16 protein-coding genes are annotated in these 21,906 nt (G+C 64.7%); 9 read left to right on the forward strand and 7 right to left on the reverse strand.

Features of this window, described 5'->3' with window-relative positions; genetic code table 11:
• From G0P99_RS23060 to G0P99_RS23075, 4 genes are all read left to right on the forward strand, one after another.
• Positions 1-1,983, forward strand: a complete 1,983-nt coding sequence (locus G0P99_RS23060; protein ID WP_164132842.1) for a biotin carboxylase N-terminal domain-containing protein — start codon at positions 1-3, stop codon at positions 1,981-1,983.
• Positions 1,980-3,107, forward strand: a complete 1,128-nt coding sequence (locus G0P99_RS23065) for a nitronate monooxygenase family protein (protein WP_164132843.1) — start codon at positions 1,980-1,982, stop codon at positions 3,105-3,107. The genes G0P99_RS23060 and G0P99_RS23065 overlap by 4 nt, the downstream gene beginning before the upstream one ends.
• A gap of 2 nt (positions 3,108-3,109) precedes the next feature.
• The gene (locus G0P99_RS23070; protein ID WP_164132844.1) at positions 3,110-3,901 is read left to right on the forward strand and encodes a TIGR03084 family metal-binding protein; all 792 of its coding nucleotides are present in this window, start codon (positions 3,110-3,112) and stop codon (positions 3,899-3,901) included.
• Positions 3,902-4,004: 103 nt separating this feature from the next.
• Complete coding sequence (locus G0P99_RS23075) at positions 4,005-5,162, forward strand: acyl-CoA dehydrogenase family protein (RefSeq protein WP_164132845.1); 1,158 nt, start codon at positions 4,005-4,007, stop codon at positions 5,160-5,162.
• 182 nt (positions 5,163-5,344) lie between these two features.
• On the opposite strand, the gene G0P99_RS23080 is transcribed toward G0P99_RS23075, so the two are convergent.
• The gene (locus G0P99_RS23080; RefSeq protein ID WP_164132846.1) at positions 5,345-6,226 is read right to left on the reverse strand and encodes a LysR substrate-binding domain-containing protein; all 882 of its coding nucleotides are present in this window, start codon (positions 6,224-6,226) and stop codon (positions 5,345-5,347) included.
• An 82-nt stretch (positions 6,227-6,308) separates the two neighbouring features.
• Between G0P99_RS23080 and G0P99_RS23085 the strand changes: the two genes are divergently transcribed.
• From G0P99_RS23085 to G0P99_RS23100, 4 genes are read left to right on the forward strand one after another with little or no spacing between them, the layout of a single operon-like run.
• A complete protein-coding gene (locus G0P99_RS23085) occupies positions 6,309-7,487 on the forward strand; it encodes a pyridoxal phosphate-dependent aminotransferase (RefSeq protein WP_370462869.1) in 1,179 nt (392 codons plus the stop codon).
• A 39-nt stretch (positions 7,488-7,526) separates the two neighbouring features.
• On the forward strand, positions 7,527-9,719 hold the full coding sequence (locus tag G0P99_RS23090) for a dehydrogenase E1 component subunit alpha/beta (protein ID WP_164132847.1): 2,193 nt from the start codon (positions 7,527-7,529) through the stop codon (positions 9,717-9,719).
• Positions 9,716-10,753, forward strand: coding sequence for an ACP S-malonyltransferase (locus G0P99_RS23095; protein WP_164132848.1), 1,038 nt, complete (start codon positions 9,716-9,718; stop codon positions 10,751-10,753). The genes G0P99_RS23090 and G0P99_RS23095 overlap by 4 nt, the downstream gene beginning before the upstream one ends.
• A gap of 47 nt (positions 10,754-10,800) precedes the next feature.
• The gene (locus tag G0P99_RS23100) at positions 10,801-12,087 is read left to right on the forward strand and encodes an FAD-binding oxidoreductase (RefSeq protein WP_164132849.1); all 1,287 of its coding nucleotides are present in this window, start codon (positions 10,801-10,803) and stop codon (positions 12,085-12,087) included.
• A gap of 8 nt (positions 12,088-12,095) precedes the next feature.
• Here the strand turns inward: G0P99_RS23100 and G0P99_RS23105 are convergent, their stop codons facing one another.
• Complete coding sequence (locus G0P99_RS23105; RefSeq protein ID WP_164132850.1) at positions 12,096-12,800, reverse strand: SDR family oxidoreductase; 705 nt, start codon at positions 12,798-12,800, stop codon at positions 12,096-12,098.
• An 86-nt stretch (positions 12,801-12,886) separates the two neighbouring features.
• Positions 12,887-13,789 (reverse strand): LysR family transcriptional regulator, encoded by a 903-nt coding sequence (locus tag G0P99_RS23110; protein ID WP_164132851.1) that lies wholly within the window; start codon positions 13,787-13,789, stop codon positions 12,887-12,889.
• 74 nt (positions 13,790-13,863) lie between these two features.
• On the opposite strand from G0P99_RS23110, the gene G0P99_RS23115 reads away from it, so the two are divergent.
• Positions 13,864-17,082: a reductive dehalogenase gene (locus G0P99_RS23115; RefSeq protein WP_164132852.1), complete on the forward strand. Its 3,219-nt coding sequence runs from the start codon at positions 13,864-13,866 to the stop codon at positions 17,080-17,082.
• A gap of 3 nt (positions 17,083-17,085) precedes the next feature.
• Here G0P99_RS23115 and G0P99_RS23120 read toward each other — a convergent pair whose 3' ends face one another.
• The 4 genes from G0P99_RS23120 to G0P99_RS23135 all read right to left on the reverse strand — a co-directional run bounded on the left by G0P99_RS23120 (position 17,086) and on the right by G0P99_RS23135 (position 21,889).
• Positions 17,086-18,447, reverse strand: coding sequence for an MmgE/PrpD family protein (locus tag G0P99_RS23120; protein ID WP_164132853.1), 1,362 nt, complete (start codon positions 18,445-18,447; stop codon positions 17,086-17,088).
• Between the two features lie 110 nt (positions 18,448-18,557).
• On the reverse strand, positions 18,558-19,406 hold the full coding sequence (speB, locus tag G0P99_RS23125; protein WP_164132854.1) for an agmatinase: 849 nt from the start codon (positions 19,404-19,406) through the stop codon (positions 18,558-18,560).
• The gene (gene nspC, locus G0P99_RS23130) at positions 19,403-20,572 is read right to left on the reverse strand and encodes a carboxynorspermidine decarboxylase (protein WP_164132855.1); all 1,170 of its coding nucleotides are present in this window, start codon (positions 20,570-20,572) and stop codon (positions 19,403-19,405) included. The genes speB and nspC overlap by 4 nt, the downstream gene beginning before the upstream one ends.
• Before the next feature lie 105 nt (positions 20,573-20,677).
• Positions 20,678-21,889, reverse strand: a complete 1,212-nt coding sequence (locus G0P99_RS23135; RefSeq protein ID WP_164132856.1) for a saccharopine dehydrogenase family protein — start codon at positions 21,887-21,889, stop codon at positions 20,678-20,680.
• Between the last annotated feature and the right edge of the window lie 17 nt (positions 21,890-21,906).

The following is a 21,906-nucleotide window of genomic DNA, read 5'->3' on the forward strand; positions in this document are numbered from 1 at the left end:
ATGGCATTCGACACGATACTGGTCGCCAACCGGGGCGAGATCGCGGCGCGGGTGATCCGCACGGCGCGCGCGATGGGGTTGCGCACGGTGGCCGTCTACACCAGTGCAGACGCCAGTTCGCCGCATGTGTTCCTGGCCGACGAAAGTGTCTGGATCGGAGAAGGCCCGGTCGTGGACAGCTATCTTGATGCGGGGCGCATTCTCGACGCGGCCCGACGGTCTGGCGCGGGCGCCATCCACCCGGGTTATGGCTTTCTGTCCGAAAACGCGGATTTTGCACAGGCGGTGGCCGAGGCCGGGATGGTCTTTATCGGGCCCGATGCCCGTGCCATCGCGGCGATGGGCAACAAGGCCGGGGCCAAGCGGATGATGATCGCAGCCGGTGTGCCCTGCGTCCCGGGTTACGAGGGAGCGGACCAGTCCGACAGCACGATGACCCGTGCGGCCGGGCAAATCGGGTTCCCCCTGATGGTCAAGGCGGCGGCGGGCGGCGGCGGCCGTGGCATGCGTCTTGTCGAAGGCCCCGATGCGCTGGCGCAGGCGCTGGCGCGCGCCCGGTCCGAGGCGCTGGGCGCCTTTGGGTCCGACGAGTTAATCCTTGAAAAGGCCATCATCGAGCCGCGCCATGTCGAGATTCAGGTGTTTGCAGATGCGCAGGGCAACGTGATCCACCTGGGCGAGCGGGATTGCTCGGTCCAGCGCCGCCACCAGAAAGTGGTCGAAGAGGCGCCTTGCCCGGTGATGACGCCAGAGTTGCGAGCTGAAATGGGGGCGGCGGCTGTGGCCGCCGCGCGCGCGGTCGACTATCGCGGGGCTGGCACGGTCGAGTTCCTGCTCGACGCCTCGGGCGGGTTCTACTTCCTCGAGATGAACACCCGGCTCCAGGTCGAACATCCGGTGACCGAGATGGTGACTGGTCTTGATCTGGTGGAATGGCAGATTCGCGTGGCGCAGGGCGAGGCGCTGCCGCTTGGGCAGGACGATGTGCGGCTCGACGGGTACGCGATCGAAGTGCGGCTCTATGCCGAGGATCCGGCCAACGGCTATTTGCCCGCGACAGGCCCGGTGCTGCGCTGGCAACCGGCGACAGGGGCCGGTGTTCGGGTCGATGCGGGGATCAATGAGGGGCAGGACATCTCGCCCCATTACGACCCGATGCTGGCCAAGATCATCGCCCACGGTCCCACGCGCGAGGTGGCACGCACCCGGCTGATCCGAGCTGTGAAAGAGACCGTTTTGCTGGGCACCGCAACCAACAGCGCCTTTCTGGCCGATGTTCTGGCGCTGCCGGAGTTCGCAGAGGGTAAGGCCACAACCGGACTTTTGGCACGTGCGTGGCCGGAGGGCTATGCCGGGGCGGCACACGATCCGGCGATGGTGGCGCTGGCGGTGGCCGTTTTGATGCAACATGACCGTGACGCTGCCCTTGCGCTGGCTGGCCACGTCGCCGCCGACCAGCTGGGTTGGTCGAGCGCGCCGGTGTTGCCGCGCGGACTGATGCTTGCGGTTGCAGACGATGTCATCTCTTGCTCTGCTGGCGCCTTTGTCGGGGGCTGGCGGATCGGCGTTGCAGGGGAAACGTTCGACGTTTCGCTGACCGCCATGGGCGCCCGGTTGCGTGCCCGGGTTGGCGAGGCGACCCATGACGTGATGGCCCATGTCGAGGGGGATGCCGTGTTCCTCGCGGCTGGCGCTCTGCGGTTTTCCGGGCGCCGCCTGCGCCCCGGCGCCCGGGAGGAAAGCGCACAGGCTGGCGGGAGAGTCACCGCGCCCATGCCCGGGTTGGTACAGTCGGTTGCGGTCGAACCCGACACACGGGTCGGCAAGGGCGAGACGCTGGCCGTGCTGGAGGCGATGAAGATGCAGCACCAGATCGCTGCCCCTGTCGCGGGCCGTATCAGGGCCGTGCATGTCAAGACAGGCCAGAGCCTTGCCGCCGGTGACATCATGATCGAGATCGAGGAAGAGGATACCGCCGAATGAACTCCGCACTTTGCCGCGAACTGGGGATTGATTTCCCTCTCTTCGCCTTCAGCCATTGCCGCGACGTGGTTGCCGCCGTCAGCCGGACCGGGGGTATGGGCGTGTTCGGGGCGGTGATGTACACGCCCGAGCAGCTCAGGACGGAACTGGAGTGGATCGACGCCAATTGTGGCGGCAAACCCTATGGCGTCGACCTGATCGTACCAACCTCGATCCAGCGACGGGGTGCCAGCCTGACCGACGACCAGCTGCTTGCCGGGTTGCCGGACGAACATCTGACCTTTGTAAAGGCAACATTGGCCCATGCCGGAGTTGGCAGCGACGATCTGGACGAACGACGCCGCGCGATGCTGCATTTCTCGCACAATCTCGACAGCGGCGGGGCCGAGGAGATGCTGGATGTCGCGTTCTCCTTTCCGATCCGCCTGATCGCCAACGCATTGGGCACGCCACCGCAGATCATGCTGGATCGGGCACGTGCCGCAGGCGTGCCGGTGGCGGCGCTGGTCGGATCGAAGAAGCACGCCGAGCGGCAGGTGGCCGCCGGTGTCGACATCCTGGTGGCCGCGGGCGGCGAGGCCGGGGGCCACTGCGGCGAAATCTCAACCATGGTGCTGGTGCCCGAGGTGGTTTCGGTCGCGGGCGACACCCCGGTGCTGGCGGCGGGCGGCATCGTCACCGGCCGTCAGATGGCGGCGGCCATGGCCATGGGGGCTTCTGGGGCCTGGTGCGGCTCGGTCTGGCTGACCACGGCTGAGGGAGAGCCAAGTCAGGTGGTCAAGGACAAGATGCTGGCGGCCACGTCGTCCGACACGGTGCGGTCACGCTCGCGTACCGGCAAGACCTCGCGCCAGTTGAAATCGGCCTGGACCGAGGCATGGGAAGCGCAAGGCCCCAGCCCGCTGCCGATGCCGTTCCAGTCGCTGATCTCGGAACCGGCGCTGGCCCGGATCGAGAAGCTGGCGCAGGGCGGGCACCAGGGCGCGGCGGAGCTCGCCACCTATTGGGTCGGGCAAGGGGTCGGGTTGATGAACCAGATGACCTCGGCCGCCGAGGTGGTGCAAGAGTTCAAGCGCGACTACCTTGAGGCCGCCGAGCGGCTGATGGCGACATTGGAGGAATAGGAATGGAACAGGCAGGCGATTTCCTGGCCGAAAGCGAAGCGCTGGATGCGGTACTGGCGGATGTCAACGGCTCACAGTGGGAGGTGGAGACCCAGTTCAAGGGCTGGACCCTGAACGACGTGCTGGTGCATCTGCATTTCTGGAACCAGATGGCGGACCTGTCGCTGACCGACGAGGCCGCGTTTCAGGCCCGATTGGCGGAAACCTTTGCCGGTATTGGCAAGAACGGTTTCCGCGCCACCGAAAACACGATGATCACTGAGCGCGGTGCAGACCTGCGCACCGCCTGGTGCGCGCTCTACACCGACATGGGCCGACGCTGGGCGGATCTCGACCCCAAACGCCGGGTGAAATGGGCAGGCCCCGAGATGTCGGTGCGCTCGTCGATCACCGCTCGGCAGATGGAGACCTGGGCGCATGGCCAGGAAGTCTTTGATATCCTGGGCGTCCAACGGCAGGAAGCGGACCGGGTCAAGAACATCGTGATCCTCGGCGTCAATACTTTCGGGTGGTCCTACAAGGTGCATGGCCGGGCCGTGCCGGAAACCATGCCCCGGCTGGACCTCACCGCGCCGTCCGGCGCGGTGTGGAGTTTCGGCGAACCGGGCGAGAACCGGATTTCCGGCCCTGCCGTGGAGTTTGCCCAGGTCGTGGCCCAGACCCGCAACATCGCGGATACGTCCTTGTTGGTCGAGGGGCCCGTTGCGGCCGAGTGGATGTCGATCGCGCAATGCTTCGCCGGTGGCGCTGAAACGCCCCCTTCCAAGGGCGCGCGTCACCAGGTGACGCGCTGACGCAAAAGGACGTTGCGTTGCATTCCCGGAACGCCGCGTCACCCCGATTGGCTTGAATCAGGTGTCAGCTTAGCCTGAGCGCAAATTCAGATCGGAGAATGATATGTCCCTTTTTTCCAGCACGGCGGCCTGGGTCACAGACGAACACCGCATGTTCGCCGAAGCGGCGGGCCGGTTCCTCGATGACGAACTGGTCCCCAATATCGAAACCTGGGTCGACAATGGCGTGGTCGATCGCGACTTCTGGCGCAAGGCAGGCGAGACCGGGCTGATGGCGGGCGCCATTCCCGAGGAGTTCGGCGGTGTCGGCGGCGGCATGGGCTTTGACGCGGTCACCATCTATGAACAGACCTCGCGCGGGGATGCGGGCTGGGGCTATGGCATCCAGTCGATCGTGACCCACTACATCACCGCCTATGGCAGCGAGGAGCAAAAGGCCAAATGGCTGCCTAAACTCGCCTCGGGCGAGATGGTGGGTGCCATCGCGATGACCGAACCGGGCACGGGCTCGGACCTTCAGGCGGTGCGCACCACCGCCGAGAAGGACGGCAATTCCTATCGCATAAACGGCTCCAAGATCTTCATCACCAACGGGCAGACCGCCGATCTGATCATCGTGGTGGCCAAGACCGACAAGACGCTGGGGTCCAAGGGCGTGTCGCTGATCGCGCTCGAAACCGAAGGCGCCGAAGGGTTCCGCCGGGGCCGCAACCTCAAGAAACTGGGGATGAAGGCCAACGACACCGCCGAGCTGTTCTTCGAGGACGTCAAGGTGCCGATGACCAACCTGATCGGACCGGAAGAGGGGCACGGGTTCTACCAGCTGATGAAGCAGCTGCCCTGGGAACGTCTGACCATCGGCATCATGGCGCTGGGCGCCATCGACTTTGCCATCGCCGAGACAGTGAAATACGTGCAGGAGCGCAAGGCCTTTGGTCAGCGGGTGATGGATTTCCAGAACACGCGTTTCAAGCTGGCCGAATGCAAGACCAAGGCTGAGGTGCTGCGCAGTTTCGTCAATGACTGCATCGGTCGGCTGGAGGCCGGGCAGCTCGATGCCGCCACCGCCTCGATGGTGAAATATTACGGCTCCGAGGTGCAGAACGAGATCATGCATGAATGCCTGCAACTCTTCGGCGGTTACGGCTTCATGATGGAATACCCGATCGCGCGGCTTTATGCCGATGCGCGGGTGCAGATGATCTATGGCGGTACCAACGAGGTGATGAAGGAACTCATCGCCCGGTCGATGGACGTCTGATCCGTTCGCAACCGAATCGTGCGCCTGCGGCGCGCACGATTCTTTGTTGAGGGACGCTGTCCCTCAAACTCCCTGGAGTATTTGTAACCAGAAAGAAACCAGAGCCGGATTTGCGCTTCTTTCTGGTCGGAAATACTCCGGGGTGAATTGCCCGCAGGGCAAGAGTGGCAGCGCCCCTGCTTTTATGCAAATGCCTCTTGCAGCCAGGCCCGGAACGAGGCGAGCGGCGGCGCGCTCATGCGTTCCTTTGGCCAGACCAGATAATAGCTCCCCAGGCTTACAGCGGGCCCGTCACAGGCAGTGACAAGTCTGCCCCGGGCCAGATCATCCGTGATCAGATAGCTGGGCAGCAGCGCTACGCCCAGCCCGTTGGCAACTGCCGGGATCATGGTCGAGAACTGATCGAACAGCATGCCGCGCAGCCCCGGCGCCGCAAGGTCTTGGGCCGCGAACCAGCGTTCCCAGGCATCCGGGCGGGTGTCGAGATGCAGGAGCGGCGCGGTGAGCAGCCAGGTGGGGTCGTTCGTCTTCTGCCTCAGTTCAGGGGCACAGACCGGCAGCACCTTCTCGCGCATGATCTTGAGGTAATCGACCCCGGCCCAGTCGCGCCGCCCGAAGTGGATGGCGGCATCGAAGGGTTCGCTGGCAAAGTCGAAGGGTTTCAGCCGGGTGCTGAGATTGACCGACACCTCCGGGTGGCGTCGTGCAAAATCCTGTAGCCGGGGCGCCAGCCAGTGCATGCCGAAGGCAGGCAGGATCGACAGGCTGAGCGTGCCACCGGTCGGGTTGGCCTTGAGCTTCAGTGAGGCCTGCGCCAGCTGGGTCAATGCGGCGCGAGCGGTCTGTACATATTCCTGTGCCGCAGGCGTCAGGTGCAGCCGCACCCGGTCGCGTTGGACCAGCTCGACTCCCAGTTGCTCCTCCATCGTTTTCAGCTGCCGGCTGATGGCACTTTGGGTCAGCGCCAGTTCTTCGGCAGCGGCCGAAGCGCTGCCCAGTCGGTCGACCGCCTCCAGTGCCAGTAGCGAGGAGATCGAGGGGAGAAAGCGGCGGGGGGCAATCACTTGATTTTTCCTCATACCTTTTGACCGGAATATCACTGGTTTTTTGCATGATCCAGCGCGATCTAGTGCGGGAAACTCCTGAGTGTGGGGCAAGGCTGTGAACATATCCGGCGAAATCGGTTTTCGGCGCGCGGGCAGGCTCGACGGGATCGAGCTGTCCGAGATCGTGCAGATCTCGGAACGGGCGTCGCAATTGCGGACCGCTGGCGCTGATATCGTCGCGCTCAGTACCGGCGAGCCGGATTTTCCGACCCCGGATCATGTAATTGAGGCCGCCCATCAGGCGGCGCTGGCAGGGCAAACCCGTTATCCTGCCACTGCGGGTACCCCGGCACTGCGCGCGGCCATCGCCACCGAGGCCGGGGTGGAACCTGCCCATGTGATCGTTTCGACCGGAGCCAAGCAGGTGCTGGCGGGCGCATTCCTCGCCACGCTCGACCCGGGCGACGAGGTGATCACGACTGCGCCGTTCTGGACCAGCTATGCCGATATGGTGCGGCTGTCGGGGGGCGTGCCGATGGTACTGGACTGTCCGGGTGAACAAGGGTTCAAGCTGACGCCCGCGCAGCTGGAGGCGGCGATCACCCCCCGCACCCGCTGGCTCTTGCTCAACACGCCATCGAACCCCACCGGTGCGATCTATTCGCAGGCCGAGTTGCAGGCGCTGGGGGCGGTGCTGGAACGTCATCCGCATGTCTGGGTGATCTCGGACGAGATCTACCAGCATCTGGCCTATGTTCCCTTTATCCCCTTTGTGCAGGCGGTACCGGCGCTGACCGATCGCACCCTGATCGTGAACGGCGTGTCCAAGGCCTATTCGATGACCGGCTGGCGGATCGGTTGGGGTATCGGCCCGGCACCGCTGATCAAAGCGATGGTGGCAGTACAGGGGCAGATCACCTCGGGCGCCTGTTCCATCGCGCAGGCGGCGGCGCTGGCGGCACTGACCGGGCCGCAGGACCTGCTGGCCGAGCGGCGGGTCGAGATGCTGGCGCGGCGCGATCTGGTGGTATCCGGGTTGAACGCGGCGGGGCTTGAGTGTGCGTCGCCCGATGGCGCGTTCTATGTGTTCCCGAAGACGCCCGCGCAGATGCCGGTCGATCATGAATTCTGCCACTATCTGCTGGACAAGGCCGGGGTGGCGCTGGTGCCGGGGCGGGCCTTTGGCATGCCGGGGCATTTGCGCCTCTCCTTCGCTTATGCGAGGCAGAGTCTTGAAGAAGGGCTTGCCCGTATCGCCCGCACTGTCGCAGCGTTGTAACCAGGGGGATCGCCCCCAAGCATAACAGAAGGCCGAGCCATGGACCGCGCCCAGATCGTACATGAGAACTTCCTCAGCCGGGTTGCCGCGGGCGACCTGCCCACGGGCGAGCCGCCGCGGCCGGGTTTGTCGCGAGAGCAGGCGGTGTCTCTTTACCGCTCGCAGGTGCTCAGCCGGGCGCTCGACCGGACCAGCCGGGCGATGCAGAAAGCAGGGCAGGGGTTTTACACCATTGGTTCCTCGGGCCATGAGGGGATGGCGGCGGTGGCTCAGGCCCTGCGCCCGACCGACATCGCGTTCCTGCATTACCGCGACGCGGCGTTCCAGATCGCGCGGGCCGAGCAGGTCCCGGGCCAGCAGATCGCCTGGGACATGCTGCTCAGCTTTGCCTGTTCCAAGGAGGACCCGTCCTCGGGAGGGCGGCACAAGGTGCTGGGGTCCAAGGCGCTGATGATCCCGCCGCAGACCTCGACCATTGCCAGCCACCTGCCCAAGGCCGTGGGCGCGGCCTATAGCCTGGGTGCGGCGCGGCGGCACCCCCCCGAACACCGGCAATTACCCGAGGACGGGATTGCCATGTGTTCCTTTGGCGATGCCTCGGCCAACCATTCCACGGCGCAGGGCGCGATCAACACCGCCGGCTGGACCAGCGTGCAGTCGATCCCGCTGCCGCTTCTCTTTGTCTGCGAGGATAACGGGATCGGCATTTCGACCAAGACGCCCCGGGGCTGGATTCAGGCCTCGATGGAGCATCGGCCCGGCATCCGCTATTTCCAGGCCAACGGGCTGGACATTTACGAGACCTATGCCGTGGCGCAAGAGGCCGCCGATTATGTCCGCACCCGCCGCAAGCCCGCCTTCCTGCATCTGAAAACCGTGCGGCTCTATGGCCATGCCGGGGCGGATGTGCCGACCACCTATCTGACCCGCGCCGAGGTCGAGGCCGAGGAGGCCATGGACCCGCTGCTGCACAGCGTGCGGCTGCTCGCCGAGGACGGCGCACTGTCGCCTTCGGAGGCGCTGGCGATCTATGAACAGACCTGCGCCCGCACCGACCGCATCGCGGCCGAGGCCGCGACCCGCCCGCATCTGGCCAATGTAGCCGAGGTGGCGGCCAGCCTGATCCCGCCGAAGCGGGACTGCAAACCCACCAATGGCCCCAGCGCCGAGGTGCGGGCCGCCACTTTTGCTGGCGACATGCGCGCCCTGGACGAGCCGCAGCCAATGAGCCGCCTGATCAACTGGGCGCTGACCGATTTGATGCTGGAACATGGCGAGATCGTGTGCATGGGCGAGGATGTGGGCCGCAAGGGCGGTGTCTATGGCGTGACCCAGAAGCTGCAACAACGCTTTGGCCCCGACCGGATGATCGACACGCTTCTGGACGAACAGTCCATCTTGGGGCTGGCCATTGGCATGGGGCACAATGGGTTCCTGCCGATCCCCGAGATCCAGTTCCTCGCCTATTTGCACAATGCCGAGGATCAGATCCGGGGTGAGGCCGCGACGCTGCCGTTCTTTTCGAACGGGCAGTTCACCAATCCGATGGTGCTGCGCATCGCGGGGCTCGGGTATCAAAAGGGGTTCGGCGGGCATTTCCACAATGATAACTCATTGGCGGTGCTGCGCGACATTCCCGGCGTGATCATCGCCTGCCCCTCGACCGGGGCGGATGCGGCGCAGATGCTGCGCGAATGTGTTCGGCTGGCGCGCGAGGAGCAGCGGGTGGTGGTGTTCCTTGAGCCCATCGCGCTTTACCCGATGCGCGATCTGCACGGGGCGCAGGACGGCGGCTGGATGACCACCTATCCTTCGCCCGACCGGCGCATCGCCTTGGGAGAGGTCGGGGTGCATGGGGACGGCACCGATCTGGCCATCGTCACCTATGGCAATAGTCATTACCTGTCCAAACAGGCGCTGCCCGAGATCGAGGCGGCAGGGGTCAAGGCGCGGATCATCGACCTGCGCTGGCTGGCGCCGCTGCCCGCTGAGGCGCTGCGCGCGGCCACGCGGGAGTGCAAACACGTGCTGATCGTCGACGAATGCCGCCGCACCGGCAGCCAGTCCGAGGCGCTGATGACTTTCTTCTGCGAAGAAAGTCGCGCCCCTGCGACCGCCCGCGTGGTGGCCGAGGATTGCTTCATTGCCACCGGCCCGGCCTATGCCGCCCCGCTGCCGTCAAAGGACGGCATCGTGGCCGCCGCGCTCTCGCTCACCGGAGTTGCAAAATGACACGTACCGCTGTCGTGATCTGCCCCGGCCGGGGCACCTACAATAAACCGGAACTGGGCTATCTGCACCGCCACCACGGCGCCCGGATGCAGATGTTCCACGCCTTTGACGCCATCCGGGCCGAAGCGGGGCAGGAGGCGGTGACCACGCTGGACGGGGCCGAGCGGTTTACGGTCGGCAAATACTCGCGCGGAGATGTGGCCTCGCCGCTGATCTATGCCGCCGCGTTGGCCGATGCGCAGGCGCTGGCCGAGGATATCGAGGTGGTTGCCGTCACCGGCAATTCGATGGGCTGGTATATCGCGCTGGCCGCCGCCGGGGCGCTGAGCCCGGAAAACGGGTTCCGGGTGGTCAACACTATGGGCACGCTGATGCAGGAACAGCTGATCGGCGGGCAGCTGGTCTATCCTTTCACCGGCGAGGATTGGGCGGACGATCCCGCGCGCAAGGCGGCGCTGCTGGCGGATGTGGCCCGGATCGACGCCATGCCGGGACATGACCTGGCCCTGTCCATCGAACTGGGCGGCATGCTGGTTTTGGCCGGAAACGAGGCAGGTCTGTCGGCCTTCGAGGCGGCGCAGCCGGTGGCCCAGGAACGCTTTCCGATGCGGCTGGCCAATCACGCCGCCTTTCACACCCGGTTGCAGACGCCTGTTGCCGCTGAGGGGCGGCAACGGCTGGGCGTCGATCTGTTTACCCAGCCCAACCGCCCGATGATCGACGGGCGCGGCAAGATCTGGTGGCCGGGCGCCACCGACACCGGGGCGCTGTGGGACTACACCTTGGGCCATCAGGTGACCGAACCTTATGATTTCACCCGCGCCGTGCAGACCGCCGCGCGCGAGTTTGCCCCTGACCTCTTCATCGTCACCGGCCCCGGCGCCACGTTGGGCGGTGCTGTGGCGCAGTCACTGGTCCTGGCCAATTGGCGCGGCATGGGTGACAAGGCGGCGTTTCAGGCGCGTCAGTCCGAAGCACCATTTCTGGTTGCCATGGGGCGTGAGGACCAGCGCGGGCTGGTTTGCGCGGGCTGAGATTTCAAGACCAACATCCCGACGTGTCGGGAAACACGCGGTGAAGCATGGCGAAGGTTTCGGAAAACGACAGCAACCTCTGGCACAAGACCTGCTTCGAACAGGTCTCGGCGCCTCCGCTGGATCTCGATACGGCGGTCGATCTGGTCATTGTCGGGGGTGGGTTCACCGGCCTGTCGGCGGCCCTGCATGCGGCAGAGGCCGGGGCCAGCGTTTGCCTGCTTGAGGCGCAAGAGATCGGATTTGGTGGCTCTGGCCGCAATGTCGGGTTGGCCAATGCCGGGCTATGGCTGCCGCCGGATGACATCCGGGCCCATCTGGGGCAGCAGGCCGGCGACCGGCTGATCGCTTTGCTGGCCGGAGCGCCGGCCTATGTCTATGACCTGATCGCGCGATATGACATCGCTTGTGAACCGGTCCGCAATGGAACCCTGCACTGTGCCCATTCCGCTGCCGGTCTGGCCGACTTGCGCAAACGGCATGCGCAGCTTGCCGCGACGGGCGCACCGGTCGCGTTGCTTTCGGCTGGGGAAACCGCGAAGCGCACCGGGTCGGATGCGTTCCACGGCGCGCTTTTCGATCCCCGGGCCGGAACCATCCAGCCCTTGGGTTATGTCCGGGGAGTGGCGCGCGCGGCTCAGGCGGCTGGCGCACGGATCCACGGCAATAGTTCGGTTGTGGAACTCAGCCATCAAAACGGTACCTGGTCAGCGCGAACTCAGGGGGGCACGGTTCGGGCGCGGGCATTGATCCAGGCCACGAATGCCTATCATCAGGGATTGAACACCCAGGTACCGGCCTATGTGCCGGTCCACTACTTCCAGTACGCCACCGCGCCCTTGCCTGACAAGTTGCGGGCAACCATCCTGCCGGGCGGCGAGGGGTGCTGGGATACAGCTCTGGTCATGTCTTCGTTCCGGATGGACGCGGCGGGGCGCATGATCATCGGGGCCATGGGCGATCTGGGGCACGCTGCGAGTGGCATTCATACCGCCTGGGTGCGCCGCAAGCTGGCGCAGCTGTTCCCGGTGCTGGCGGATCAGCCGTTACAGATGGGCTGGCACGGGCGGATCGCCATGACCTCGGACCATATCCCCAAGATTACGCGTCCGGGCCCCAATGCGCTGGCGGCGCATGGCTATTCCGGCCGGGGCATTGGCCCCGGAACGCTGTTTGGCAAGGGCATGGCCGAGGCCTTGATCAGCGGTGACGAAGGCAAATTGCCCCTCGCCGCCATCGGAGGCCATGCCGAGCGTATGACGGGCTTGCAGCAGGCATACTTTGAGACCGGCGCTACGCTGATGCATCTGATCAAGGCGCGGATCGGGTATTGACCGAAGCGTCAGACCGAACGGGTTATGCCGCCATCGACGCGGATGTTCTGCCCGGTGATGTACCCGCCGCCCTCTGATGCCAGCAAGGCGATGACCGAGGCGATCTCGTCATAGCTGCGGCCGTAGCGCCCCATCGGGATGCGGCTGCGGAACTCTTCCTTTTCCGGCAGGCTGTCGATGAAGCCGGGCAGGATATTGTTCATGCGGATGTTCTGGGCGGCATATCGGTCGGCGTAAAGCTTGCAGAATGCGGCCAGACCGGCCCTGAACACGCCCGAGGTGGGAAAGACCGGATCGGGTTCGAACGCGGCGAAGGTCGAGATATTGATGATCGAGCCGCCCCCCTGCGCCTGCATGATCGGGGTAACCAGCCGGGTCGGGCGCACGGCGTTGAGGAAATAGACCTCCATCCCCCGGTGCCAGTCTTCGTCCGAGAGATCCAGAATGGGTGCGCGGGGCCCGTGTCCGGCCGAGTTCACCAGAACGTCTATCCTGCCCCAGCGTTCCATCGCCGCGTCGACCAGCCGCTGCAAATCGTCGTTCGACTGGTTGGAACCGGTCACGCCCAGCCCCCCCAGGTCGGCCGCCAAGGCCTCACCCTTGCCGGACGAGGACAGGATGCCGACGTGGAAACCGTCGGCGGCCAATCGGCGTGCGGCGTCCGCGCCCATGCCGCTGCCGCCGGCGGTGATTAACGCAACTTTGTCTGTCATACCCAAACTCCATTTGGACGATGATCCAGCATAGCCAGTTGGGCCCCAATGGGCCAAGACTGTTCCGGGTTCCGGCGTCGTGCCATCTAGCTCTGAAGCCGTGCCGCGATTTCCTCGACCCGGGCGCGTAGCCAAAGGTGCGCCGGATCCGAGGCCGAGCGCTGGTGCCAGACCATGTAGATCGACACCGGCGGGCACTGAAACGGCAGCGGGGCGCAGTCCAGGGTCGCCAACGGCCCGCGCTTCATCAGCGCGGTGTCGGTTGAGATCAGGGTGCTGCCTTTGACAAAGGCCGGGATGGCATTGAAATGCGGCAGGATGACTGTTGGGGGGCGGATCTGACTCTGGTCCACACCCTGCATGACCGCGCGCGCGTTGCGTCCGTCGGGAAAGCGCACCTCGACATGGTCTGCGGCACAGTACTCTTCCCAACTCCTGGGCGGTTGCCCTTGGGCGGCGTCGTGGAACACCATGAGCGGGCTTGAAAACAGCCGTTTCTGAAAGATGTCAGGCCCGTCCGGCGGCAGGGGCGTCAGCATCAGTTGACAGCGGTCGCTGCGCAACAGATCGGGCCCCGGAACGCCCGAGGGCAGGAAACCCAGCCTGAGTTGTACCCCCTCGGTGCGGGCGACCCTGAACAAGTGGGGAAAGATCAACTCGCGCTGCAAGTCATTGACAGCAATATGAAACTCCATCTCCTCGGACATTGGGTCGAATGGACGACCATCGGTCAGCCCGCGCATGCCGTCGAGAACCCTTTGCACCGGCTCCCGCAGCGCCAGCGCGCGTTCGGTCGGGGTCAGCCCCTGACCGGAGCGGACGAACAGCGGATCCCCCAGCACCGCACGCAGTTTCGCCAGTGTGTGGCTGACTGCGGATTGCGTCACACCCAACCGGTCGGCGGCACGCGAGACCGAACTTTCTTCGAGTATGGTCAAAAAGGCGCGCAGCACCTTGCCGTCGAGATCAGTAAAATCGATTTCCTTCATGAAGTCTATGATTAGGCATGAATGGTTTTTGTGTCCATTCGGAGATAGGGCAGAGGAAAGATGGGAGGCGCGCGATGGGTATTCGTTTCATTTCGGACAAGAGACGTCCGGTGCATTTGGGTCCCTATCCGCTGGAACGGCTGGCCCGGCGTGAGCGGACGCCGGACCTGACGAACGTGCCAGGGATGCCCGCGCTCAGCTTTCACCGGCCGGAGCGGCCGGAAAGCATCGTCAACGCGATGGGCGAGTTTCAGGCGATGCTCGATGCGATCCGTGACGGGATTGTCAATCCGGCGCGGGCGGACATCCCAGCCGATCCACAAGAGCGCGCCAACCATCTGAAAGCATTCGGGTATTTCAACGACGCTTCAATGATCGGCTGCGGCCCGCTCCCGGCCGAGGCGCTGTTGCCGGTGCCCCGGCGCAACACCGATATCGACCGGCTGGCCGAGGCGCTTCGGACGCGCCAGACCAAGACGCTGGCCTCGGGTATCGACGTGATCATGGCGGACCTGAAAGAGAGCATGGAGGCAGATCCCACCGGTATCGACAGCCACCGCCATGCCATCGTTTTTCTCTATGAACACAACCGCGATCCTGCGCCGGAGGAGCCGGGAAGCGATTGGATCCTTGATGCGCAGGATCATCGCGCCTGTTTGCTGGCCACCGAGAATGCGGTGGTAATTGCAAATTATATCAGACTGTTAGGGTTCGATGCGCGAGCGCATTCGATGACCTCTACGGATGTGGATCTTGGTCGGCTGGCGGTGGCGGCGGGGTTGGTGACAGCCGAGGAAGGTCAGTTGGTCGCGCCCTGGCTGGGGACTCGTTTCGGTCTGGCGGCGGTGACAACCGAAATGGAGATCACCCACGATGTGGCCCTTGCGCCGATGGGTGCACAACCCTGGTTCAAAACCCAGGGTCCGGCCTGGTGGCTGGGCGCCGGATTCTCAAAAAACGCAATGAACCGAGATGTTTATGCGAAACGGCGCTATGTCGACGGGGCGCATCCTTTCGAAAAGCTGAAGCGCGCCGAAACTCCGACGACCTATATCGACGAGGCCAATGTTGCCCGTGTCCCAAAGCGCGCGGATATGTTCGCGCGGGCGCAATTCGGCGACATGGGCAAGGCGTTGCAAGAGGGGGCGAAGGGCGGCCATTATGTGCGCAAGGCAGCGCCCAGTTTTGCCCAAAGACGCGCACTTGGCGCTTTTGTACTGCTTCAGGATGGCGAAAGTGCTGTTTTGTACAAACAGGAAAGCGCCGCCCGCAACGCCGCCAACCTGAAAGCGGCGAGTTATTTCCTGGGGGTCGATGCGGTTGGGCTCAGCCGCTGCCCGGAGTGGGCGTGGTACAGCCATGACGCTACTGGCGAGGTGATCACCCCGCCGCATGATCAGGCGGTCAGCATGATCATCGACCAGGGATACGAGACGATGGAGGGGTCGAGTGGCGACGACTGGATCGCGGTGGCGCAATCCATGCGCGCCTATCTGCGTTTCTCGCTGCTGGGCGGCGTGATCGCGCAGCAGATCCGCAACCTTGGCTACAAGGCCAAGGCGCATACGGTGATGGATGGCGAGGTGTTGCAGCCGCCCCTTCTACTGCTTTCTGGCCTAGGCGAGGTCAGCCGTATCGGCGAGGTGATCCTGAACCCCTACCTTGGCCCGCGCCTGAAATCCGGCGTGGTGACGACCGACATGCCGATCACCCACGACAAACCCATCGACTTTGGTCTGCAAAAGTTCTGCGAGAGCTGCAACAAATGCGCCCGCGAATGCCCGTCGGGCGCGATCACCGCCGGGCCGAAGCTGATGTTCAACGGCTACGAGATCTGGAAATCCGACAGCCAGAAATGCGCCACCTACCGCATCACCACCCAGGGCGGCGCGATGTGTGGGCGCTGCATGAAGACCTGTCCCTGGAATCTGGAGGGGATATTCGCCGAACGCCCGTTCCGCTGGGCGGCGATGACCATTCCGGCGGCGGCCCCTGCGCTGGCGCGGCTGGACGATGCGGTGGGCCATGGCGGCCTGAATGACGTCAAGAAATGGTGGTGGGATATCGAGTTGCAGGCGGACGGGGCCTATCGGTCCTCGGCCCATCCGCTGAACAGGCGCGGCCTGCAAAAGGATCTGGACCTGAAATACGAGGATCAGACGCTGGCCGTCTATCCCGCGCCGCTGGCGCCGCATCCCTGGCCTTATCCGTTTCCGATGGATCGCGAGGCGGGGATTGCCGCCTATGAGGCGATGGTGACGGCAGACGAATACAGGTCGCGCATGTCGGCAGGGGATATGTCGGTGGTGCACCGCTATTCCGTGCCGGATGCCGAGAGCGCCCCGGTGATCCGCGTGGCGGTCAAGCGGGCCGAGAAGATGACCGGCGATGTGACGAAATACGAGTTCTCGGCGCTCGATGGTGCGCCCTTGCCGGAATGGACGGCAGGGGCGCATCTGGACGTGCTGGTCGCGCCCGAGTTCCTGCGGCAATATTCGATGTCGGGCGATCCGGCTGACCGGACGAAGTATCAGATCGGTGTCTTGCGCGAGGATGAGGGGCGCGGCGGGTCTAAGTTGATGCACCGGATCTTTGCCGAAGGGCGCAAGGTTTTCATCTCTAAACCGATCAACCATTTCGAGCTGGAGGAGGGCGCGACGCGCACCTTCCTGATGGGCGGCGGCATCGGCATCACGCCGATGATCGCCTTTGCCCATCGGTTGCACGCGCTGGGCGCGGAGTTCGAGCTGCATTATTCCGCCTCGACCCGGGCGGGGGCGGGATATCTGGCGGACCTTGCCGACATGCCGTGGGCCGGCCGGGTGCATCTGCATTTCTCGGACGAGGGCACGCGCGCCGATCTCGACACGGTGTTATCAGGCTATCAGCCCGGCTGGCATGTCTATACCTGCGGGCCGGATCGCTACATGGACGGGGTGATGCAGGCCGCCGAGCGGCAGGGGTTCCCCGAAGAGGCGCGGCATCTGGAGTATTTCTCGGTCCCCGAGCAGCCGGATTATGAGAACCATCCCTTTACCCTGAAACTTGCCCGGTCCGGTCGGGTGCTGGAGGTGCCGGCGGACAAGGACGCGGCGCAGGTGCTGAACGAGAGCGGGTTCCATGTCGACGTGAAATGTTCCGACGGGATCTGTGGCGTTTGCAAATGCGGGCTGGTCGCGGGCGAGGTGGAGCATCGCGATTTTGTGCTGTCGAAGAAACAGCGCGAGAGCGCGATCATCCTGTGCCAGTCGCGCGCGGCGAAACCAGATGGGGTGGTCGAAATCGACCTCTGAGGCTCAGGCCGGGTCCGCGATCTTATCGATGAGGTCGAGAAGGTCGGGCGCCGCGGGCCAGTCTAGCAGGGTATCGGCGAGGCCTGCGAGGCGTGGCGCGATATTGGCGTCCAGTTTGGCCTTGATCCGGTCCGCTGCAAGTGGGTTCTGCGGTGCACCAAGCGGATAGGTGCAGGTCGAGGTGAGGACCTTCCCGTCATCCAGTGTCACCACGGCCCGGTCGGGTTCCTCAGGGTCGAAGTTGAGTTCTGGCCGCCGGGGATGGAACGGGTGCACATGGGTGCGGCGGATCAGGGTGACGATCTGGGGATCGGTCCAGGCTTCGCGCGCGGTATCGGCCAGCGTCAGGTCGCCGTGAACCAGGGCCATGGCGCATGCGAAGGGCAGGCTGAACAGCGCCTCGCCATGGTCGCGGGGCTGGTGAAACGGTAGGATCGCGGCATGCACATCGGGCAGGTGCAGGTCGATGCGGGCGATGCTTTCGGGCCGCAGACCGTCGCGCAGGCCCAGTAAGGTGGTCATCAGGCGGTGGGTGTAGCTGCAATTTGGCCAGGGCTTGAGCGCGATCCCATGTTCGCTCAGCGCCAGCGGCTGGCCAAGCCGGTCGAGCGCGTCGCGCAGGCGCTGCGGATTGGCACCGCCGGTCAGCGCGGCAAAGCCGCCCGCGTGGTCGAGCGCATGCAACTGGCCTTCGGCCCCGGCCGCAGCCAGATAGGCGCATTCCACGGCGGCTTGCGCTGCGAAACCGGCCTGCAACGGTTTGGCGTTGCTGCCGAACTGGCAGGTGTATCCGGTGGCGCGGCTGATCGCCAGCGCCATCGCATGGGCGCTGTGTCGGGCGTCGAGCCGCATCAGGCGGGCGACGGCTGCCGTCGCCCCCAGAGTGCCCAGCGTTGCGGTTGAGTGCCAACCGGCCCCGTAATGTTCAAGGTTCAGCGCTTCGCCAAGCCGGGCGATCACCTCGAACCCGGCAAGGTAGGGCGCGATCAGGTCGGCGCCTGCCGTCCCGGGGCGTGTGCAGGCGAGCAGCGCGGGCAGGATCACCACTGTCGGATGGGTGTTGCCGGGGGCTTCCCAATCGTCGAAGTCGAGTGCGTGGCCGGCGGTCGCGTTCAGGAAGGCCGCTTGCGCAGGTGCCGTGCGCTGTCCCGTGCCCAGAACCGCTGCGGTGCCGCCGATGCCCATGGCGCGAACCGCGGCGCGGGCCTTGGCAGAGACCGGCATGCCGACGCCTGCGAGAATGCAGCCGAGGCAGTCGGCCACCGCGGCGCGTAACTGATCATGCGAGAGGTCGTCAGCCGTCAGCGCTGCCTCGGCGACAAAGGTGCCGAGGCGTGTGAGGGCGGGAGTTGACGCATCATTCATGAGCAGCCCCGGTCAGCGATGTGATCTGAGGCTAGGCGCTTTGCCTCTTGCGGGGAACGCAGAAAAAGGGAATGCCGATCATTCGTTTTCGGAATGGCCGGCGTTCTCTTTCACTCGGTGCAGGCGGCCATCAGGCGATAGACGATCTGGGCTGTGGTGAAATCCCAGGCGGCATTGCCGTCGGGCGCCAGTTCAACCACGTCGAGCCCGACACATTTGCGGCCCTTGAGTGCGTGCTCGACCAGGTGCAGCGCCTGATAGTAACCGAGGCCGCCGGGCACTGGCGTGCCGGTTGCGGGCATCTGGGCCGGGTCCAGACCGTCGACATCAAAGCTGACATAAACCAGCTCGGGGAAATCCTCGGGCAGGTCGATGGCTTGGATGTTGCCTGTGACCAGTTCCTCGGCATCCTTGTAGAACACGCCGTGTCTGGCGCGCTCGTCCATTTCCTGCTGGCAAAGGGCGCGGACGCCGAATTGCGCGAGGTGAATACCCTCTTCGGTGAGCAGGTGCATGACCGAGGCATGGCTGTGTTTCTCGCCCTGATAGGCGATGCGCAGGTCGGCATGGGCGTCGATTTGCACCAGTCCCAGCGGCTGACCCAGGGCGCGGGCCACGCCCATTACCGCGCCATAACTCAGCGAATGTTCGCCCCCCAGCGTGACCGGTACGCGGCCCGCGCGGATGGCGGCCTCGGTCCGTTGGGCGAGGCGCTCCATCACCTCGGGCATGGGGCCGTCGCAGTCGAGCGGCGGTTCGGTGAAGATACCCTGCGCGCAGGGTTCGGCGCCGTTGGTGATGCGTTCAAGCTCGTTTGACGCCTCGAGGATCGCCGCCGGACCGGCGGCGGTGCCCGAGCCATAAGAGACGGTGCGCTCAAGTGGAACCGGGATGATGCGGAAACGGGCGTCTTCGCCGCGCTCGGTCGCGGTCAGTTCGCTGTCGAGGAAGATGCTCATGAGAGACGGTCCTTGAAGTCGGAATAGTCGAATTGGCGGATGATGCGCAGCGCGTCGGTGTCGCTGTTCCACAGCGCGATCGTGGGCAGAGGCACGCCGTTGAAGGTGTTGGTCTTGACCATCGAATAATGCGCCTGGTCGAGAAAGGCGAAGCGTTGGCCGATGGTCAGCGGCTGGTCCCAGGTGTAATCCCCGATCACGTCACCGGCGAGGCAGGAAGGGCCGCCCAGACGGTAGGTGTGGCCGCTCTCGGCCTCGTCCATCAGGGCAGGGCGATAGGGCGCCTCGATCACGTCGGGCATGTGGCAAGTGGCCGAGATATCGGTGATGGCGAGGTCCATGCCATTGGTCGGCAGGTCGAGGATTTCGCCGACGAGGATACCGGCATCCAGCGCCACCGCCTCGCCGGGTTCGAGATAGACGTCCAGCCCGTGTTTTTCCCGGATGCCCTTGATGAATTCCACCAGCGCGTCGCGGTCGTAATCGGCGCGGGTGATGTGATGACCGCCGCCGAAGTTGAGCCATTTGAGGCCGGGCAGATAGGGGGCGAGCTTCGCCTCTACCGCAGTCCAGGTGCGCTGCAAGGGCTCGAACCCCTGCTCGCAGAGCGTGTGCATGTGCAGCCCGTCGACGCCTTTCAGGGCCTCAGGCGTCAACTGGCTGACCGGGGTGCCAAGGCGGGAGCAGGGCGCGCAGGGGTCGTATTTGGCGATCTCGCCCTCGGAATGTTCGGGGTTGATCCTGAGACCCACCTGCACACCCGCCGCCTGGGCGCGGGAGAGAAAGCGGTCCTTTTGCGCCGGGCTGTTGAAGATGACGTGGTCGCTGAGCGAGAGGATCTCGTCGATATCCTGCTCCTTGTAGCCAGCGCAGAACGTGGCGACTTCGCCGCCGTATTCCTCGCGCCCCAACCGCGCTTCGTAGATGCCGCTGGCGCAGGTGCCGCCGAGATATTGTCGCACCAGCGGGGCGAGGGCGAACATGGAAAATGCCTTGAGCGCCGACAGCACATGCGCGCCGGAGCGGTCGGAAATGTCGCGCAGGATCTTGAGGTTCCGCTCGATGGCGACCTCGTCCACCACGAAACAGGGCGTGGGCACGCGGGACAGGTCGAAGGCGCGGAAGGCGCCGGCATCACCGGCCTGAGTTTGCATCATGTCGGACATTGGGGTGCTCCAAGTGACGAGGGCAGCGCCCGAACCGGGGCGGAAGCGTAGCGCCCGCCCATGGGGCGGGTCGGGCGCTGCCCGGCGTTGCCGCCGGGCAATGTTTCAGAACTCGACCGGGCCGTCGAGTTCATGGACCTGCCAGGGCAGGCCGTGATTGTTCAGCATGTCCATGTAGTCATCGGGGTCGAGCTGTTCCATGTTCCACACGCCCGGTTCCACCCAGTTGCCCTTGAGCACCTGCGCCGCGCCGATCATCGCCGGCACGCCGGTGGTGTAGGAAACCGCCTGGCTGCCGACTTCGCGGAAGCATTCCTCGTGGTCGCAGATATTGTAGATGTAATAGGTCTTCTCTCCCGATCCGTCCTTGGCCTGACCCGTGGCGATATCGCCGATGCAGGCCTTGCCCTTGGTTTCCTCGGCCAGCGTGCCGGGATCGGGCAGCAGGGTTTTGAGGAACTGGATCGGGATGATTTCCTTGCCGTCATGCATGACCGGGTCGATGCGGGTCATGCCGACATTTTCCAGCACCTTGGCATGCATGATGTACGCGTCGCCGAATGTCATCCAGAAGCGGGCGCGCTCGATCTCGGGGAAGTGGGTCGAGAGGCTCTCCAGTTCCTCGTGATACATCAGGTACATGTTCTTGGGCCCGATGCCGGGGAAATCGAACTCGACCTTGTGAGTCATGGCGGGCGTGACCTGCCAGGCGCCATTTTCCCAGTGCCGCGCCTCGGCCAGAACCTCGCGCAGGTTAATCTCGGGGTTGAAATTGGTGGCGAATGCCTGATCGTTCGAGCCGCCATTGGCATCCAGCACGTCGATCTGCCGGATGGTCGAAAGCTTGTGTTTTTTGAGCCAGGTGGCAAAGACCGAGGTCACGCCCGGATCGAATCCCGAGCCGAGGATCGCGGTCAGGCCGGCGGCCTTGAACTTGTCCTGATAGGCCCATTGCCAGTGGTATTCGAACTTGGCCACATCCTCGGGCTCATAGTTCGCGGTATCAAGGTAGTGGCAGCCAGCCTCGAGGCAGGCATCCATCAGCTTGAGATCCTGGTAGGGCAGGGCGAGATTGACGAGGATTTCGGCGCCGGTCTCCTTGATGAGCGCAACGGTGGCGGCCACGTCCATCGCATCGAGCGCGGCGGTCTTGATCGTTACGCCGGTGCGCTCCTTGACCGAGGCGGCGATGGCGTCGCATTTCGCCTTGGTCCGGCTGGCCAGAGTGATCTCGGTGAAGATGTCGGAATTCATGGCCATCTTGTGAACGGCGGCGTGGCTGACGCCACCTGCGCCGACAACGAGTGTTTTGCCCATGGGAAAGTCTCCTCTGG

Source organism: Ruegeria sp. PrR005, from assembly GCF_010500245.1.
Taxonomy (GTDB): Bacteria; Pseudomonadota; Alphaproteobacteria; order Rhodobacterales; family Rhodobacteraceae; genus Ruegeria_B; species Ruegeria_B marisflavi.